General features: G+C 57.1%; 16 protein-coding genes. 10 read left to right on the plus strand and 6 right to left on the minus strand.

All coding sequences use genetic code 11. The features are described 5' to 3' along the window. The first annotated feature begins 28 nt into the window (after positions 1 to 28). Complete coding sequence (locus ETHHA_RS01230) at positions 29 to 790, plus strand: alpha/beta fold hydrolase (RefSeq protein WP_013484207.1); 762 nt, start codon at positions 29 to 31, stop codon at positions 788 to 790. 83 nt (positions 791 to 873) lie between these two features. Here the strand turns inward: ETHHA_RS01230 and ETHHA_RS01235 are convergent, their stop codons facing one another. The 3 genes from ETHHA_RS01235 to ETHHA_RS01245 are packed head-to-tail and all read right to left on the minus strand — an operon-like array spanning position 874 to position 4,438. After that, a complete protein-coding gene (locus tag ETHHA_RS01235) occupies positions 874 to 2,151 on the minus strand; it encodes an MraY family glycosyltransferase (protein ID WP_013484208.1) in 1,278 nt (425 codons plus the stop codon). 55 nt (positions 2,152 to 2,206) lie between these two features. Further along, a complete protein-coding gene (trpS, locus tag ETHHA_RS01240; protein ID WP_013484209.1) occupies positions 2,207 to 3,214 on the minus strand; it encodes a tryptophan--tRNA ligase in 1,008 nt (335 codons plus the stop codon). Positions 3,215 to 3,256: 42 nt separating this feature from the next. After that, positions 3,257 to 4,438 (minus strand): aminotransferase-like domain-containing protein, encoded by a 1,182-nt coding sequence (locus ETHHA_RS01245; RefSeq protein ID WP_013484210.1) that lies wholly within the window; start codon positions 4,436 to 4,438, stop codon positions 3,257 to 3,259. A 241-nt stretch (positions 4,439 to 4,679) separates the two neighbouring features. Here ETHHA_RS01245 and gltX point away from each other — a divergent pair, with 241 nt between their 5' ends. The 9 genes from gltX to ETHHA_RS01290 all read left to right on the plus strand — a co-directional run bounded on the left by gltX (position 4,680) and on the right by ETHHA_RS01290 (position 13,594). Next, positions 4,680 to 6,140 carry a glutamate--tRNA ligase gene (gltX, locus tag ETHHA_RS01250; protein ID WP_013484211.1) on the plus strand — a complete coding sequence of 487 codons (1,461 nt, stop codon included), beginning with the start codon at positions 4,680 to 4,682 and terminating at the stop codon, positions 6,138 to 6,140. Between the two features lie 196 nt (positions 6,141 to 6,336). Then, on the plus strand, positions 6,337 to 7,260 hold the full coding sequence (locus tag ETHHA_RS01255) for a phosphate ABC transporter substrate-binding protein (protein ID WP_013484212.1): 924 nt from the start codon (positions 6,337 to 6,339) through the stop codon (positions 7,258 to 7,260). A 134-nt stretch (positions 7,261 to 7,394) separates the two neighbouring features. After that, complete coding sequence (gene pstC / locus ETHHA_RS01260; RefSeq protein WP_013484213.1) at positions 7,395 to 8,363, plus strand: phosphate ABC transporter permease subunit PstC; 969 nt, start codon at positions 7,395 to 7,397, stop codon at positions 8,361 to 8,363. After that, positions 8,360 to 9,259 carry a phosphate ABC transporter permease PstA gene (gene pstA / locus ETHHA_RS01265; protein ID WP_013484214.1) on the plus strand — a complete coding sequence of 300 codons (900 nt, stop codon included), beginning with the start codon at positions 8,360 to 8,362 and terminating at the stop codon, positions 9,257 to 9,259. Before pstC ends, pstA begins: the two co-directional genes overlap by 4 nt. 18 nt (positions 9,260 to 9,277) lie before the next feature. Beyond that, positions 9,278 to 10,033 (plus strand): phosphate ABC transporter ATP-binding protein PstB, encoded by a 756-nt coding sequence (gene pstB / locus ETHHA_RS01270; RefSeq protein WP_013484215.1) that lies wholly within the window; start codon positions 9,278 to 9,280, stop codon positions 10,031 to 10,033. 113 nt (positions 10,034 to 10,146) lie between these two features. Continuing rightward, entirely contained in the window at positions 10,147 to 10,809 is a 663-nt protein-coding gene (phoU, locus tag ETHHA_RS01275) for a phosphate signaling complex protein PhoU (protein ID WP_013484216.1), read from the plus strand. Between the two features lie 174 nt (positions 10,810 to 10,983). Next, a complete protein-coding gene (locus ETHHA_RS01280) occupies positions 10,984 to 11,670 on the plus strand; it encodes a response regulator transcription factor (RefSeq protein ID WP_013484217.1) in 687 nt (228 codons plus the stop codon). Between the two features lie 106 nt (positions 11,671 to 11,776). After that, positions 11,777 to 13,159, plus strand: a complete 1,383-nt coding sequence (locus ETHHA_RS01285; protein ID WP_013484218.1) for a sensor histidine kinase — start codon at positions 11,777 to 11,779, stop codon at positions 13,157 to 13,159. A gap of 162 nt (positions 13,160 to 13,321) precedes the next feature. Then, on the plus strand, positions 13,322 to 13,594 hold the full coding sequence (locus tag ETHHA_RS01290; protein WP_013484219.1) for an acylphosphatase: 273 nt from the start codon (positions 13,322 to 13,324) through the stop codon (positions 13,592 to 13,594). Between the two features lie 102 nt (positions 13,595 to 13,696). On the opposite strand, the gene ETHHA_RS01295 is transcribed toward ETHHA_RS01290, so the two are convergent. The 3 genes from ETHHA_RS01295 to ETHHA_RS01305 form a co-directional block, all read right to left on the minus strand. Then, positions 13,697 to 14,983 carry an O-acetylhomoserine aminocarboxypropyltransferase/cysteine synthase family protein gene (locus tag ETHHA_RS01295; protein WP_013484220.1) on the minus strand — a complete coding sequence of 429 codons (1,287 nt, stop codon included), beginning with the start codon at positions 14,981 to 14,983 and terminating at the stop codon, positions 13,697 to 13,699. A gap of 316 nt (positions 14,984 to 15,299) precedes the next feature. Further along, positions 15,300 to 16,118 (minus strand): ATP-dependent sacrificial sulfur transferase LarE, encoded by an 819-nt coding sequence (larE, locus tag ETHHA_RS01300; protein ID WP_013484221.1) that lies wholly within the window; start codon positions 16,116 to 16,118, stop codon positions 15,300 to 15,302. 36 nt (positions 16,119 to 16,154) lie between these two features. After that, positions 16,155 to 17,255, minus strand: coding sequence for an AI-2E family transporter (locus ETHHA_RS01305; RefSeq protein WP_013484222.1), 1,101 nt, complete (start codon positions 17,253 to 17,255; stop codon positions 16,155 to 16,157). Positions 17,256 to 17,280 lie beyond the last annotated feature (25 nt).

Genomic DNA, 17,280 nt, shown 5'->3' on the forward strand with positions numbered 1-17,280 from the left:
TGCGGCCATAATAGAACAGAGGTAAACTATGCGTTTTCATTTATTTGGGAAAGCGGATCATCCACCTATTGTCTTGCTCCATGGCGGCGGGCTGTCCTGGTGGTCTTGGCAGCCAATCGTGGATGGGCTGCAAGACCAGTACCGCCTGATTGTTCCCACTTTGGATGGGCACGACGATGATGGAGACACCACCTTCCGAAGCATCGCTGACAGTGCGGCGCAATGTCTTGCGTACCTGGATGCAAATTACGGGGGCAGCGTGTATGCGATTGCGGGCCTGTCTATCGGCGCCCAGATCGTGGTGGAAATGCTTGCACGGCGCCAAAAACTGGCGCGCTATGCCATCATCGAAAGCGCGTTGGTCTACCCGCTCGCCGGTTCGGGGCTGATGGCAGCGCTTACCCCGTTGTTTTACGGATTAATCCAAAACAAACGAATAGCCCGAAAACAGGCGCAGGTCCTGCAAATACCGGATTCTCTTTTTGAAAGGTATTATGCCTCCAGTGTTCGCATGACCTGTCAGTCACTAGCTAACATTACACGCAGCAACGGGCATTTTCCATTACCCGCAAGCATCAGTGAAACACAGGCGAACGTACTGATAGTGGTCGGCGGCGCGGAATTGGGCATTATGAAACGCTCCGCATCAAGGCTGCACGAAGCCATACCAAGTAGCACGTTACGCGTATTCCCAGGCTGGAAACATGGCGCGGCAAGTTTGGCGCACCCGGATATCTATCTGCAAATGGTGCGGACACTCCGGGACAGCCCGGTGATTCCCAAAATATAAAGAGATTGCACATATCATGCACGGCGCCAAATTGCCAAACGCCCGGCCGGACAACTGTCCGGCCGGGCGTTTGGCTAGGCGGGTCATTCCCCGCCCTGTTTGTCTTTTTTATTCGGTTCCGCTGCATCGGGGGTGTCCGGCCGTGCGGGTGTGTTCGTGCTTTTTTCGTCAACAGCGGGTGATTTCTGCCCATCCGGCTCCGGCGGCTGCTTCTCCGGCTCTTTTCCGGCCGCACAGCCGTGCAGGATACTCTCGTTTTTGCACTTGCACTGCGCGTTATACTTCCGGCAGAGCTTCAGCGCTACCAGTGAGGCACCCAGCACCACCAGCAGCGTCAGCAGTAAAAAGCGCCAGCCGATGACCTTGCCGAACACCGTAAACAGGATGGCGATCACGCTGAGGGTGCCGCTTACCGCATAGAGAAAGCCCACCGCCTGCTTCTGCGAGAGCCCCATGTCGATGAGCTTGTGGTGAATATGGCTGCGGTCGGGCGTAAACGGCGATTTGCCTTCCGCCAGCCGCCGCAGAATGGCGGAGGCCGTATCCAGAATCGGCAGCGCAAGAATGAGGATGGGCACAAGAAAAGAAATGGCCGCGTAAAACTTGAACAGGCCCTGCACCGAGATGACACCCAGTGTATACCCCAAAAACATGGCGCCGGTGTCGCCCATGAAGACCTTGGCGGGATTTTTGTTGTAGGGCAGCAGGCCCAGGCATCCGCCCGCGAGCGCCGCCGTGAGGATGGCGACGGCCAGTTGCGGCCGCCCCTGTAGCGTGGCCAGGATGAGCACCGTGCCCGATGCAATGCTGGAGATGCCGGCGGCCAGCCCGTCCAATCCGTCGATCCAGTTCATGGCGTTGGTCATGCCCGCGATCCAGATGATGGTGACGGGAATGGACAGCCAGCCCAAATTGAATGTCTGCGTGCCAAACAGCCGCACGCTGCCCGAAATGAACTGGATGCGCACGCCCATCGCCACCGCAATGCCCGCTGCCACGCACTGGACGGCCAGGCGCGGCAGCGGCGGCAGGTTGAAGCGGTCGTCAAAAAACGCCACGACGGCGATGATGGCTGCACCCGGCAGAATCTGGAGCATCAGCAGCAGGATGCGCGGCGGGTAATAATCCGAGAAGTGCCCCAAAACAAGCAAAATAATGAGCGAGGAAAACAAAAAACCGGCAATGATGGACAACCCGCCCAGCAATGGAATGGCTTTTTTGTGCATCCGCCGCTTGTCCTTGGGGATATCCATCCAGCCGATGCGGTTTGCCAGCCGAATGACGAACGGCGTGCAGACATAGGAGATGGCAATGGCGAGTACCAGGGTCAGCGCGATCGCACCATAGGTTTTCAGCGACATGCAAATCCTCCGTTTTCCCTGCCACGCAATGAAACTGTTCTCATGGGCGCGCGTGTCACGGCCGTTGCGGCAGCACCAGGCCCAGCTTTTTGCAGGCTTTGGCATAGGTGCGCCCGGCAATGGCGCGTGCCTTTTCCGCGCCCTTTGTATAAACGTCCGCCAGATAGTCTTTGTTTTTCAGCAGGTCGGCGTACGTTTCGCGCACCGGGCGCAGCGCTTCGGCCACGGCCTCGCCTACGGCGGTTTTGAAATCGCCGTAGCCCTTGCCCGCAAACTCATGCTCCACCTCCGGCACCGTTTTGCCGGTCACGATGGAATAGATGGAGATGAGATTGTTGATGCCGTCCTTCCCTTCGCGACAGACGACCTCCGCTTCGGAATCGGTGACGGCCCGGCGAAATTTGCGCAGGATGGTGTCCGCGTCGTCCAGCAGCAGAATATAGGCATTGGGGTTCTCGTCCGATTTGGACATCTTCTTCGCCGGCTCCTGCAAAGACATCACCCGCGCGCCGTCCTTGGGGATATACGGTTCCGGGATGCGGAACACGTCGCCGTAGATGCCGTTGAACCGCCCGGCAACGTCGCGCGCCAGCTCCATGTGCTGCTTCTGGTCGGCGCCCACCGGTACCAGGTCGGCCTGGTAAAGCAGGATATCCGCCGCCATCAGCACCGGGTAGCAGAACAGCCCCGCATTGATATTATCGGGATGTTTGGCGGATTTATCCTTGAACTGCGTCATACGTGAGAGTTCGCCGAACTGGGTGTAACAGTTGAGCAGCCACGCCAGCTCCGCATGGGCGGGGACATGGCTCTGGATGAACAGCAGACTCTTTTCGGGGTTGATGCCGCAGGCCAGCAGCAGCGCCACCAGTGAAAGCGTCTGCCTGCGAAGATTGGCCGGTTCCTGCCGAACGGTCAGCGAATGCAGATCCACCACCGAATAGATGCAGTGATATTCCTCCTGCAGCAGCGGCCAGTTACGCATGGCGCCCAGATAGTTGCCCAGCGTGGGGATGCCGGTGGGCTGAATGCCGCTGAATACGTTCTTTTTTTCGTTTTCCATCCGTGATCTGCCTCCGAAATTCCTGATTGGGATATGTGCGCTTTATTGAAGCGGGATGCCGCCGAGCAGTCGCAAACCCTGTTCGATCTGTTCTTCCGACGGTGCGGCAAACGTCAGCCGGAACGACTGGCTCTGGCCCTGCGTGTCCGGCAGGAACGCCGTGCCCGGCACCACCGCCACGCCTTTGGCGATGGCGGCTTTGCAGTAGTCCATGAGCTGCATTCCCTCCGGCAGTGTGCACCAGAGAAACAGCCCGCCCTGCGGTGTGGTATGCGTGATGCGCGGGTCAAAATACCGACGGATGCCGTCGAGCATCCGGCCGCATTTCTCGCGGTAGAGCGTGCGCACGCGCTCCAGATGGGCGGCAAATCCGTTCCACGCCAGAAAACGCGCCGCGATCATCTGTGAAAGCATGGCCGTGTGCACGTCCTCACCCTGCTTGGCCACCACCATTTTTTGCAGCACGGGCGCGGGGCCGAGCACATAGCCCACCCGCAGCCCGGCGGAGAGGATCTTGGAGAACGTGCCGAGATAGATCACCCGCCCGTCCTCGTCCATCGACTTGATGTGCGGCAGATCTTCCCCCGCAAAGCGCAGCTCGCCGTAGGGGTTGTCTTCCAGAATTATAATATTGTATTTGCGGGCCAGCGCGTAGACCGCGCGCCGTTTTTCCAGGCTGGTGGTAATGCCGGATGGATTCTGAAAATTGGGGATAATATAGAGCATCCGCACACGCTGCTCGGTGCGCAAAGCCTGCTCGAGCGCTTCGATGTCCAGCCCGTCCTCATGAAGCGGAATGCCTTTGAGGTTGACGCGCAGCGAACGGAACGCATTGAGCACGCCGATGAAGCTCGGGTTCTCGCAGAGCACGGTGTCGCCCTCGTCGCAGAGCGCCTTGGCGGCCAGCTCGGCGCCCTGTTGGGCGCCCGAGACCACGATGAGATCGTCGCCCTCGCGCCCGCAGTGATAAACGTCCCGCATCCGCTCCCGCAGAAGCGCGCACAGGGGCGCATACCCCTCGGTGATGCCGTATTGCAGGGCCACCGCCGGATTTTCGTCCAAAATCTCTTTGGTAAAGGTACGAATCACCTCCACCGGGAACGATTCGGGCGCGGGGTTGCCCAGCGCAAACGGGACGATCGACGGGTTATCCGTGGCTTTGAAAATCTCGCGGATGGCGGAAGGTTTGAGCGCCGCCAGGCGGTTGGATATGCGGTATTCCATTTAAAAAGACCTCTTAATACATATATGATAGAAACCGGTACGCGGGCGGCGCGCGCCCGGAACCGTCGCACTGCGGCAAGATACAGCATCATTTTATCACAACGTCCCCTCCTTGACAATAATGCGGGTGTAAATGTATGATAAAGGGTGTGCCGCGGCACATTGTTATTGAACAGAACGCCTTTGCGGACGGCACGCGCCGCCGCGCGGTTCTTTACATTTGCTTGAGAGGAAGTTGCACATGGGTCAAACAGAAGTGCGCACACGTTTCGCGCCCAGCCCCACCGGCTATATGCATGTGGGCAACCTGCGCACGGCGCTTTACACGTATCTGATCGCCAAATCGCAGGGGGGAAAATTCATCCTGCGCATCGAGGACACCGATCAGGAACGCTATGTGGAAGGCGCGGTGGAAATCATCTACAAAACACTGCGCGAAACCGGCCTGCTCTGGGACGAGGGCCCCGACGTGGGCGGCCCGGTGGGGCCGTATGTCCAGAGCGAGCGGCGGGACATCTACGCCCGTTATGCCAAGGAGCTTATTGAAAAAGGCGGCGCCTACTACTGCTTCTGCGGCAAGGAGCGGCTGGACGAGCTGCGCAAGATCCACGAAGCCAGCGGCGTGCCCCACAAATACGACGGTCACTGCCGTGACCTGGCACCGGAAGAGGTGCAGCGCCTGCTGGCCGAAGGTGTGCCGCATGTGGTGCGCCAGAAGATTCCCACCGAAGGCAGCACCACCTTCCATGACGTGATCTTTGGTGACATCACGGTGGAAAACGACACGCTGGACGACAACGTGCTGCTCAAAACCGACGGCCTGCCCACCTATAATTTCGCCAACGTCATCGACGACCACCTGATGGGCATCACCCACGTGGTGCGTGGCATCGAATACCTTTCCAGCGCGCCTAAATACAACCTGCTCTACGAGGCGTTCGGGTGGGACATTCCCACCTACATCCACTGCCCGCCTGTGATGCGTGACGCCACCCACAAGCTCTCCAAACGCCACGGCGACCCCTCTTACGAGGATCTTGTGGCGGACGGCTACCTCAAGGAGGCCGTGCTCAACTATGTCGCCCTGCTGGGCTGGAGTCCCGGAGGCGAGCAGGAGATCTTCTCGCTGGAGGAACTGGTGAAAGCCTTCTCCATTGACGGTATCTCCAAATCGCCGGCCATTTTCGACACGGCCAAGCTCAAGTGGATCAACAGCGCCTATATCCGCGCCCTGCCGCCGGAAGCGTTCCATGAGCTGGCGCTGCCGTATATCCGCAAAGCCGTCCGCCGCGAGGTAGACACCCGCCTCATTGCCGAGGTGCTTCAGCCGCGCTGCGAAAAGCTGACCGACATCCCCGAAAAGCTGGATTTCATCGACGAACTGCCCGCCTACGACACCGCGCTGTATGTGAGCAAAAAGATGAAGACCAACCCCGAAAATTCCCTGGAGACCCTGCGCGACGCGCTGCCCGTGCTGGAGGCGCTGGACGACTGGTCGGCCGCAGGTCTGCATGCCGCGTTGTTTGGTCTGGTGGAGCAAAAGGGTGTGAAAAACGGCGTGGTGCTCTGGCCGGTGCGGGTGGCTGTTTCGGGTAAGCAGTTCACGCCCGGCGGCGCGGTGGAGCTCTGCACACTGCTCGGCAAAGAGGAATCGCTTGCCCGTGTGCGCAAGGGAATGGAGCTGCTCGCCGCCCGGGTTTGAGCCCTGTGTGGAACAAAGGAACCCATTGCTTTTTGTTGGAAATATCGGTAAAACTCTGTTCGAAACACACGAAAAACCGCGGACTTTACACAGACTTTACGCACTCTTTACATTCATGTGCTTTTGACGTCTTTTGAAAAACGGTATAGTGAAAATGTTAGCGAGATTATGAAACATTAAGGAGAGAAAACATCTTATGAAGAAGCTTTTGGCGGCGGTCGCTTCAGTGGCAATGCTGGGCGTCCTGTTCACGGCATGCAGCAACGGAACCAGCAGCTCAAGTTCTTCGTCTTCCAGCACGGTAAGCGGCACGGTCACAGCGGCCGGTTCTTCGGCCCTCAAGCCTCTGGTGGATGCGGCCAAAACCGCTTTCCAGCAGAAAAACCCGGATGTTTCAATCACAGTCAGCGCGGGCGGCTCGGGCGTTGGCCTGCAGCAGGTTGCGGCCGGCACGGTTGACATCGGCGATTCCGACGTGACCGCCGAGAGCAAACTGCCCGCCGACCAGGCGAAAACGCTGGTTGACCATCAGGTCGCCGTCATCGGCGTCGCGGTCATCACCAGCACCGACGTGAAAGTGAGCAACCTCACCACCGAACAGCTCACCAACATCTTCACCGGCAAGACCAAAAACTGGAGCGAAGTCGGCGGCCCGAACGAAGCGATCACGCTGGTCACCCGCCCGTCCAACTCCGGCACCCGCGCGCTGTTCAAACAGTATGCGCTGAACAATGTTGAAGAAAGCACTTCCGCCCTCAACACCGATGACTCCGGCGTGCTGCTGCAGGATGTGGCCGGTAACAAAGGCGCCATCGGCTATGTCGCGCTGTCCTACCTGGTCACCAGCCCGAACGTCAGCACTGTGAGCATCGACAACGTCGCCCCGACCCTCGACAACATCTACTCCGGCAAATACAAAGTCTGGGGCACCGAGCATATGTACACCAAAGGCGAAGCCAAAGGCGCGGCCGCCGCGTTCATCAAATACATGCAGTCTGCTGATTTTGCCACCCGCTGCGAGACCCTGGGCTACGGCATCGCCAGCAAAGTGAAAGTCCCGCACGCGGACACCTCTTCCGCTTCCTCCTCTGCGTCTTCTTCCGCGACATCTTCCAAATAAGTTTTGGTTTGATGGCGGGGTTCCGGTATTCGTTATTTCGCAAAGTGCACATGCATCTGCTTTGTGCGGTAAAGGTCGGCGGATTATCCGTTCGGCCTTTTATCGCTAAACGGGAAATTCAAGGGGTATAAAGGATGGAGAAAGTGCTTTCAAAAGAACAACAAACTGTACAAAAGAGCGCCGGCCGCCGCCCGGTTTTCCGATTCGATTATTTCAGAAAAGAAACGTTGGGCCGGTCTGTTGTCACCACATTGGGGATCTTCACGGCGGTCATTACGCTGCTCATCGGCATCTTTCTGATCTTCAGCGGCATACGTACCTTTACGGTCTATCACCACAGTTTGGTGGAGTTCCTGTTTTCTTCCAAATGGAGCCCGATTGACGGGCCGGTTACCAATGGACAGTATGGGCATGTGGGAGCGGCCATTTTTATTTTCGGCTCCATCACCATTTGTTTCCTGGCATTGGCCATCGCCACACCGTTCAGTCTGGCCGCCGCCATCTTTATGGTGCAGATTTCCCCAAAACTAGGTAAGAACTTTTTGCAGCCCGCAATCGAGATCTTTGTCGGGATCCCTTCGGTCGTTTACGGCTGGACAGGCTTGACGGTGCTGGTGCCGTTCATTCGTGATATTTTCCATTTGCAGATCGGATTCAGCGTGCTGGCTGGTGCCATTGTGCTGGCCATCATGATCTTCCCGACCATTACCAGCATTTCGGCGGATGCTATCCGCCACACGCCGAAGATGTTTACCGAAGCTTCCTATGGCCTGGGCTCCACCAGATGGCAGCTCATCACCAAAGTCATCCTGCCGTATGCGCTGCCGGGCGTGCTTACCGGCGTTATTCTCGGCCTGGCGCGGGCTTTCGGCGAGGCGCTTGCCGTGGCCATGGTCATCGGGCCTTCTAATACCTTCCCGAAAAACATCCTCTCGCCCACCAGCAACCTGACGACCGTGATCGCGGGCGCCATGGGCAATGCCGCGCAGGGCGGTGAACTGCAGAGCGCCCTGTGGAGCATGGCACTGCTGCTCCTGGTCATTTCGTTCGTATTTATCATGGTCGTACGCATCATCAGTAAGAAAGGAGCGACCCATCTATGAGCACTTCTGCCGCAAAAGTCAAGTCTGCCACTAAGGCCCAGCGGGCCGACCACGTTGCGACCGGTGTTCTTTACGGCGTCGCCGGTTTTTTTCTCTTGTTGCTTGGTGCGTTCACCATTTACATCCTTTTCCGTGGCGGCCGGGCCGCGATGATCCTCACGGCCGCGCACAGCACGGGCATCGGCGCACAGCTTTTCAACACGGTTTATCTGGTGATTCTGTCTTTGCTTATCAGCACGCCGATCGGCATCTGTGCAGGCATCTATATGGCCGAGTACATGCAGGAAGGGCGCCTTTCTTCCTTTATTCGCACCTGTATCGAAACGCTTTCTTCCCTCCCTTCCATCGTGGTCGGCCTGTTCGGTTATCTGGTATTTCTTGTGATGACGCATTCCTCCTATAATCTGGTGGCCGGTGCACTGGCCGTTTCCATCCTCAACCTGCCGCTGGTGACCACCACCACCGAGGATGCCCTGCGCGCCATCCCCAAATATTACAAAGAGGGCAGCCTGGGTATCGGCGCCACCCACTGGCAGACCATCGCGCGGGTGTTGCTGCCGGCCTCCATCCCTCGTATCATCACAGGCGTGATCCTTGCCGGTGGTCGTGCTTTTGGCGAAGCTGCCGCCCTTCTTTACATCGTAGGTACCGGAACAGATATCCGGTTCGGCAACTGGAACATCACCAGCCCGATGTCGCCGCTTAATCCGTTTCGCTCCGGTGAAACGCTCTCCATGCATATCTGGGACATGAATACCAACCCTTCCGTGCCGCATGCGGGTGAGCAGGCAGATGTTTCCGCCGCCATCTTGACCATCATGGTGTTCGTCTTCAGTCTGGGGGCCCGTTTTATCGGCAACGCGCTGGAACGCAAAATGACCGGCAACAAGCAGTAACGCGCAGGAGGAAATAGAATGAACGTCAAAATGGCCGCAAAGAATGTCAATCTGCATTACGGTGAAGTCCATGCGCTCAAAAGTGTGAACCTAAACGCTTACGAGAACCATGTTACGGCCCTGATCGGCCCTTCGGGCTGCGGTAAATCCACATTTATCAAAACGCTCAACCGCATGAACGACCTGATTCAGTCGGTACGTGTGGAGGGGGAGATTACCCTCGACGGGGAAGACATCTACAGCCGCGATATGGACGTGACCCTGCTGCGCAAACGGGTGGGCATGGTGTTCCAGCAGCCCAACCCGTTCCCGATGTCCATCTATGACAACATCGCCTACGGCCCCCGTATCCACGGTATGAAAAACCACGCCAAGCTGGACGAGATCGTGGAAAAAAGCTTGCGCGGCGCCGCCTTGTGGGATGAAGTGCACGACCGCCTCAAAAAAAGTGCGCTGGGTCTTTCAGGCGGCCAGCAGCAGCGCCTGTGCATTGCGCGCGCGCTGGCCGTGGAACCTGAAGTGCTGCTGATGGACGAGCCCACGAGCGCACTCGACCCGATCTCTACCATGAAGATTGAGGAACTGGCCGGAGAACTTAAAAAACAATACACCATTATCATCGTTACGCACAACATGCAGCAGGCGGCGCGTATCTCCGACTTTACCGCGTTTTTCCTGCATGGTGAGATTGTGGAATTCAGCGAAACCAACACGCTGTTCTCCATGCCAAAGGACAAACGCACGGAAGATTACATCACCGGCCGTTTCGGCTGATTTTCGTGTTTGCCTAACAGGCATATCAGGCAAAGGCAGAGCATATACTGTTGCATATCTCAAATATGGACGAATCATTCGGCGGATACGCTTAAACCACGGGGGGCGAATGTGTGAACGTACGTACAGAATTTCAAAAAGAACTGGAACAGCTACACCTGCATCTGATCCGCATGGGGGGGCTGGTGGAGGAAGCGATTGACCGTTCCATCCAGGCATTTGAAAAACACGACAGCGATCTGGCACAGAGCGTAGTCGACAACGACAAGCAGATCGACGATTTGGAACGTGAAATCGAAACGCAGTGCCTGCGGCTGCTCCTGCGGCAGCAGCCGGTGGCGAAAGACCTGCGCGCAATCTCCACTGCGTTGAAAATCGTGACCGATATGGAGCGAATCGGAGACCACGCTGTAGGCATCGCCGATATTCTCCTGCGTTTCGGGGAGCACCCGCGTACACAGACCATTGAACATATCCCGCTGATGGCCCATATTGCTTCTTCCATGGTAAAGGACAGTGTCAACGCGTTTGTGCACAGCGATATGAAGGTGTCCCGCGAAGTGATCGAACGCGACGACGAGGTGGACCACCTGTTCCACACCATCCAACAGGAGATCATCTCGCTTTTGGTGCAAAGCCCCGAGAACGCCGACGAAGCCATTGATTTGTTGCTGATCACAAAATACATCGAACGCATTGGCGACCATGCCGAAAACATCGCGCAGTGGGTTATTTTTTATGTAACCGGTTCGCTGAAGGACAAACAGATCATCTGACCACCTCCACAGCTGCCGCGTGGGCCGCAGGCCGTTCATATCCACTTGGATGGACCGTTCTTCCCTCGGCGGCACAGGGAATACGGTATGCAGGCGGCACTCCTGCCCGGCTCTTTTCCACGGAGCGAATGGGCTCAAGCAGGATGCCGGGATGAAAATACAGGAGAAGTTGGTATGTCTAAAACGGCATTTGTGGTAGAAGATGAAGAAAATATACGAGAAGTAATTAAGTGCGCGCTGGAGTCCTGCGGTCTGCGGGTCAAAGGATTCGAGGAAGCGGAATTGCTTTTTGAAGAAATGGAAAAAGTCCTGCCGGACCTGATCCTTCTGGATATCATGCTGCCCGGCATGGACGGTCTTTCCGCATTGCGGCAGATCAAAGCGGGACCTGCGGCGCATGTGCCGGTCATCCTGCTCACAGCCAAAAGCAGCGAGATTGATAAAGTGACGGGGCTGGACCTGGGGGCGGACGATTATGTCACCAAACCGTTCGGTGTATTGGAACTGATGGCAAGGGTGCGCGCCGCACTGCGGCATGCGGGGCAGGCCGGCTCGGACCGCAGTGTGCTGATAGCGCGCGGCATACGGCTGGACAAAGAGCGCCACGAGGTCACTTTGCACGAAAAAGCGGTCGAACTGACCCTGAAGGAATTTGAGCTGCTCAAGCTGCTGATGGAAAACGAAGGAAAGGCCATGACACGCAATATCCTGCTGGACAATGTGTGGGGCTATGGATATGCAGGTGAGACGCGCACGCTGGATATGCATGTGCGGAGCCTGCGCCAAAAACTGGGTATCGATGAGACCGGCGGACATTATATTACCACGGTGCGCGGCGTCGGATACAAATTCGACAGTTGACCGGCGCGACAGGAGTTCCTTTTTCCGCCGAAACCGTGTGCGAACCAACGCACGCGGTTTTCTTTCCATTTGCGCCATACTTTTTCAGCTTGGGAGGAATGTTGTCATGCTCAAACGCTCTGTTTGGGGAGCTGCCTTGATCACGGTGCTCGTCACCGTCCTGATTTGCGGCCTGGGATGGGCTGCGGCCGACGCTCTGGGGCAGGCCCAAAACCGGCTGCTTCCCCCCTGTATTCTGGCGGCCGGATTGCTTGTCGGCACCCTCACCGCATGGGTCACCTGTTCGCGTGTGCAAAAACGCGCCGAAAAATGCATGGACCACATCACACAGGTGTTGGGGCAGCTTCAGCAGGGCGTACTCGACAGTGCACATGTTACCATACAGGACGCGTTTCTGCCCGGGCAGAAACGCGTGCAGGAACTGCTGATGCAGATTTCCCGCGAAAGTGAACGCGCGCGCTCCGAACGTGAACGGGCCGACGATATGCTCAACAATATGAGCGAGGGACTCGTCGCACTGGACAACGCCCTCACCATTGTGGTAATGAACAAGCGCGCGGGTGAATTCTTCCAGTCGGGCAACGCCAACATGTTGGGCCAGAACCTGCTGCATCTCACACATATGCCCAAGCTGATCGAGGCGGCCACCAAGACGGCGGAAACAGGCAAACCAGACGTTTTTGACTGGGAGGACACCGAACGCGGCCTGACACTGCAGATCTCTGTGAGCGCTGTAAACGGGCTCGACGAGGGAAACCGGAACGGTGTGGTCCTGCTCATCTCCGATGTTACTGCGGTGCGGCGCACCGAACAGATCCGCTCCGAGTTCGTGGCCAACGCATCGCATGAGCTCAAGACCCCTCTGACCGCCATCAAAGGGTTTGTGGAGCTGATGGAAGCGGATATTATCACCGAGCCCGACCAGATAAAAAGCTATCTGGGGCGCATCCGCAAAGAGACGGAGCGGATGATCGAGCTTATCAACGACATCCTGCACCTGTCGGAGCTGGAGTCTGTGAACGCCGACACGGGCTTCACGGCGGTGAGCATGAAACTGACCGCCCAGCGGGCCGCCGAATCTGTTGCCCTCTCGGCACACAAGCGCAATGTGAGCGTGCAGGTGGAGGGCGATGTGGGCACGGTACGCGCCAACCCGGATCGTATGATGCAACTGGCCCTTAATCTGATCGACAACGCCGTCAAATACAACAAACCGGACGGAAACGTGCGGGTCACCATCATATCCAAAGACGGAAATGTCCATTTCTGCGTCAACGATACCGGCGTGGGCATCCCTCCGGAAGCCAGACAGCGTGTTTTTGAGCGGTTCTACCGTGTGGACAAAGGGCGCAGCCGCCGACAGGGCGGCACCGGTTTGGGACTGTCCATCGTCAAGCACATTGTAGGACTTTACAAAGGGCGTATTGAGATCGAAAGCATCGTTGGGGAGGGCACGTCCATCACCGTGATCCTGCCTGCCAACCTGTAAGAAACCGCCCAAGCAAACAGTCCCCGAACCGGTCTAAACGCCGGGCCGGGGTCTGTTTGCCCTATGCGCGGGCGGAATATTTTGCTATAATAGCAGAAAAGGAGCGGCCCCCAGTCCTACCGGCGAGGGCTGTAGAGTTGCAGGAAAAGGAAGGGACGTTGCATGGTGTTACGGTATCATATGCTGGTGTCCGGTTTGGTGCAGGGGGTCGGTTTCCGGTATTTCGTCTGGCAGAATGCCCTTCGCCTGCACCTGACCGGCTGGGTTAAAAATCTGGACAGCGGGGATGTGGAGCTGGAAGCGGAAGGGCCTGCCGACCAACTGGATACTTTCATCAAGCAGGTGGAAAAGGGTTCGCGCTTCTCCCGTGTGGAATTCGTGAAGGTTGATGCGATCGAACCTACCCATTCACACTCCTTTGAGATCCTCAACTAAATATAAAAGCCGACAGACGGACAAAAAGCGGTTCCGTGCAGGATATCCTGCACGGAACCGCTTTTATGCAGACAAAGGGGGTTGTTGGCAGTCAGGCAAAAATCAAACCGTCTTGTTGAGCGCCTGGTCGAGATCGGCGATCAGGTCGTCCGGATCTTCGATGCCGATGGACAAGCGGACTGTTTCCGGTCCAAAGCCCGCGGCTTTCTGCTCTTCCGGCGTGAGCTGCTGGTGTGTGGTGGAAGACGGGTGGATGACCAGCGATTTGGCGTCGGCCACGTTGGCGAGCTGGGAGAAAATCTCCAGGCTGTCAATGAACTTCCGGGCGATGCGTTCATCGCCCTTTACATCAAAGGAGAAGATGGAGCCGGCGCCCTTCGGCAGATATTTCTGCGCCAGCGCGTAATATTTATTCGAAGGCAGGCCCGGATAATTCACAGATGCGACCTTCGGATGTTCTTCCAGGAACTTCACGATCTTCTCGGTATTCGACACATGACGGGCAACGCGCAGAGAAAGAGTCTCCAGGCTCTGGATGAACAGCCAGGAGTGCCACGGGGCCAGCGATGCACCAAGATCGCGGAGCAGCTGTGCGCGCACTTTCATCACGAACGCAACGCCGCCAAGATCCACATACCGGATGCCGTGGTAGGATGCATCCGGCTCGGTGAAACCGGGGAATTTGCCGTTGGCCGCCCAGTCAAAACTGCCGCCGTCTACAATCACGCCGCCGATGGCCGAGCCGTGGCCGCCGATGAATTTGGTTGCGCTGTGCACCACCACGTCCGCGCCATGTTCAAGCGGGCGGAACAGGTACGGCGTAGCGAACGTATTATCCACGATAAGCGGGACGCCTGCCTCATGTGCAATCGCCGCTACGGCGTCAAAATCAATAACATTGATGCCCGGATTGCCCAGTGTCTCGATGTAGACCGCTTTGGTTTTATCGTTGATCGCTTTGCGGAAGTTTTCGGGTTCGTCCGGGTCTACAAATGTGGTGGTGATGCCATAACGCGGCAGGGTGGTGGCAAACAGATTGTAGGTGCCGCCATAGAGCGTGCTGGCAGAAACGATATGGTCGCCCGTGCCCGCCACGTTGAGGATGGCATAGGTGATGGCCGCCGCGCCGGATGCCGTGGCCAGAGCGCCCGTGCCGCCTTCGAGGGCGGCGATGCGCTGCTCAAACACGTCGGTGGTCGGGTTTGTCAGGCGGGAGTAGATGTTGCCCGGCAGTTTCAGTGCAAAACGGCCTTCGGCCTCGTCGGTATCCTTAAAAACATAAGACGTGGTCTGGTATACCGGGACAGCACGGGCGCCGGTCGCCGAATCAGGGCTCTCCTGGCCGGCATGAACCTGCAATGTGTCAAATTTGAATTTCCGTTCGCTCATGAAAACGCAACCTTTCTTTCTATGCCGTTTATGTATGCTTGATGGAGGTTCCAAACGATGGGAGGATTCTTGGGGAATGCTGCAAAATGACTCCGCGCACAGGCTGTTCAGCCGGCGGGACAGGCTGAACAGCCTTGCCCACAGCACATTCGCCGAACTGGAAGCGCCGCAACGGTCCGTTCAATCATCATAGCTATCCACCCCATTATTATTTACTAAATATATTGGCTTTGTATGTATTACTATAGCTGAATTCTGTGCACCTGTCAACACCCAACCGAAAATTTGGCGGATTCTTTTGCACGAAAACGGCTTGTCATTTTCCAAGCACGGCATTCATGCTGCCGGTGCGGTAGCCGCCCAAGTCCAGCGCCACGTATGTAAAGCCAAGACGCCGAAACGCGGCGTTCACACGCGCGGCGTTCCAGCTCTCGAGCATGCGGGGCATTTCGGCGGGCGGAAGCTCAATGCGGGCAATGTCGCCGTGATGCCGCACCCGAACCTGTCGAAAGCCCATATCCAGCAGCAGTTGCTCCGCTTCGTCGATGGCGCGCAGCTTTTCCCGGGTGATCTTTTCTCCATATGGAATGCGGGAAGAAAGGCAGGCAAACGACGGTTTGTCCCAAGTGGGCAACCCCAGCTCCCGCGAGAGCGCACGGATCTCCGCTTTGGCCAGCTTTGCCGCGCGCAGGGGGCTATGGATTCCCTGTTCGGCTACGGCTTTCATTCCCGGACGAAAATCGCCTATATCGTCCAGATTGGAACCCTCCGCAATTTCCGCTACGCCGTGCCGGTCCGCCACCGCGCGGATCTTGTGGAACAGCTCGTTTTTGCAGAGATAGCAGCGGTCGGTAGGGTTGTTCTCAAACCCTGCGACATCCAGCTCTTCCGAACGTATGACCTCATGCTGCACGCCGAATGCCTTCGCCAGCGCCACCGCCTCGCGCAGCTCGCGCTCAGGATAAGTCGCGGAGCGCGCCGTAACGGCCAGCACATGGGAGACCCCGAGCGCGTCGCACGCGGAGCGCAGCAGGAACGATGAATCCACACCGCCCGAAAACGCGACCGCCACGCTACCCAGCCCTTGGAGATATCGCAGCAGGATTTCCCGCTTTTGCTGCAAAACAGAGTCCATTATCCCAGTTCCTTTCTCAAACAACCGTCCGTCGGATTACTCGCGCCGTTTGGGCACCACGAACCGGGAAAGCGGCCGGCGCGTCTCCTGCCTGCCGCCCTGTGGTAGCACTTCCAGCACATCCAGAATGAAAACGGCCAGCGGCAGCCCGATAACCAGCCCCCACAGTCCGATGAGATGTTCGGCGATCAACAGCACCAAAAACGTGATGAACACCGGCAGCTGGGTTTTATTGGACATCAGTTTGGGATTGAGCACATAACCTTCCAGCGCGTGCAGCACCGCGATGAGCACCAGCACCCAGATCACTTTGGTGATGCCGCCCTGCACATAGCCGATGATGCACAGTGGAACCAGCGAAATGAAGACGCCGGCCACCGGTACCAGCCCCAGCACAAAAATCATGGCCGCCAGGCCGATGACGCTCGGAAACCCCATGATGAGCAATGCAACGGTGGAAATGGTGGTATTGATACAGGAGATGAGCAACTGTGTCTGGATGACGGCGCCAAACGAATTGGAAAATTTGCGCACAAAATAGCGCATGTCTTCATACATCCAGCTCAGTTTGCTGTTTTTGAACTGTCGGCCAAACGCCACGACCGACGGTTTTCCAAGCAGAAAAAACAGGCTGAGGATCAGAGACATAAAAATGTTGAAGCTGGCGGTGCCGAGATTGGTTAAAAACTGCGCGATGGACGTGCCGCCGCTTTCGAGATATTTGGAAACATCCACGTGGCTGGATACAAACGCCGTGATCGACTCGAGCGAAAATCGACCGCCTGCCGACGCCTTCGTTTTGCTGACGGATGTAAAATAGTCGGTCATATTGGTGATCAGGTCGCTGATCTGCCGGACAATCACCGGGATATAGATCCACAGCAGCATTACCAAAGCCAGAATAACCAGCGCATAAAGTACCGCCACAACCACACGCGGGTCCGCCTTGCGCCGGAACACTTTCAAGAACAGTTGGCTGACGGCTTTTTCGGCACTGTTGCCGATGTAAACGAGCATGAATGTCAGCAGGAAAATGGAGAGCATGCTGCGCAGCAGGGCCAACAGCGCCACCATCACGATAAAAATCAGGATACGCCGCACATACGGCTTTTTGAAAAACGCCAGCAATACTTCCATACAGGAAACCTTTCCTTATTTTCCC

Source organism: Ethanoligenens harbinense YUAN-3 (assembly GCF_000178115.2).
Classification (GTDB): domain Bacteria; phylum Bacillota; class Clostridia; order Oscillospirales; family Ethanoligenentaceae; genus Ethanoligenens; species Ethanoligenens harbinense.

Excerpts from the sequence above, each read along its gene's own strand:
- ETHHA_RS01230 (WP_013484207.1), top strand. The coding sequence starts at position 29 with ATGCGTTTTCATTTATTTGGGAAAGCGGATCATCCACCTATTGTCTTG.
- ETHHA_RS01285 (WP_013484218.1), top strand. The coding sequence starts at position 11,777 with ATGCTCAAACGCTCTGTTTGGGGAGCTGCCTTGATCACGGTGCTCGTC.
- ETHHA_RS01280 (WP_013484217.1), top strand. The coding sequence starts at position 10,984 with ATGTCTAAAACGGCATTTGTGGTAGAAGATGAAGAAAATATACGAGAA.
- ETHHA_RS01245 (WP_013484210.1), bottom strand. The coding sequence starts at position 4,438 with ATGGAATACCGCATATCCAACCGCCTGGCGGCGCTCAAACCTTCCGCC.
- larE (WP_013484221.1), bottom strand. The coding sequence starts at position 16,118 with ATGGACTCTGTTTTGCAGCAAAAGCGGGAAATCCTGCTGCGATATCTC.
- ETHHA_RS01290 (WP_013484219.1), top strand. The coding sequence starts at position 13,322 with ATGGTGTTACGGTATCATATGCTGGTGTCCGGTTTGGTGCAGGGGGTC.
- ETHHA_RS01235 (WP_013484208.1), bottom strand. The coding sequence starts at position 2,151 with ATGTCGCTGAAAACCTATGGTGCGATCGCGCTGACCCTGGTACTCGCC.
- ETHHA_RS01305 (WP_013484222.1), bottom strand. The coding sequence starts at position 17,255 with ATGGAAGTATTGCTGGCGTTTTTCAAAAAGCCGTATGTGCGGCGTATC.
- gltX (WP_013484211.1), top strand. The coding sequence starts at position 4,680 with ATGGGTCAAACAGAAGTGCGCACACGTTTCGCGCCCAGCCCCACCGGC.
- trpS (WP_013484209.1), bottom strand. The coding sequence starts at position 3,214 with ATGGAAAACGAAAAAAAGAACGTATTCAGCGGCATTCAGCCCACCGGC.
- ETHHA_RS01295 (WP_013484220.1), bottom strand. The coding sequence starts at position 14,983 with ATGAGCGAACGGAAATTCAAATTTGACACATTGCAGGTTCATGCCGGC.
- pstA (WP_013484214.1), top strand. The coding sequence starts at position 8,360 with ATGAGCACTTCTGCCGCAAAAGTCAAGTCTGCCACTAAGGCCCAGCGG.
- ETHHA_RS01255 (WP_013484212.1), top strand. The coding sequence starts at position 6,337 with ATGAAGAAGCTTTTGGCGGCGGTCGCTTCAGTGGCAATGCTGGGCGTC.
- pstC (WP_013484213.1), top strand. The coding sequence starts at position 7,395 with ATGGAGAAAGTGCTTTCAAAAGAACAACAAACTGTACAAAAGAGCGCC.
- pstB (WP_013484215.1), top strand. The coding sequence starts at position 9,278 with ATGAACGTCAAAATGGCCGCAAAGAATGTCAATCTGCATTACGGTGAA.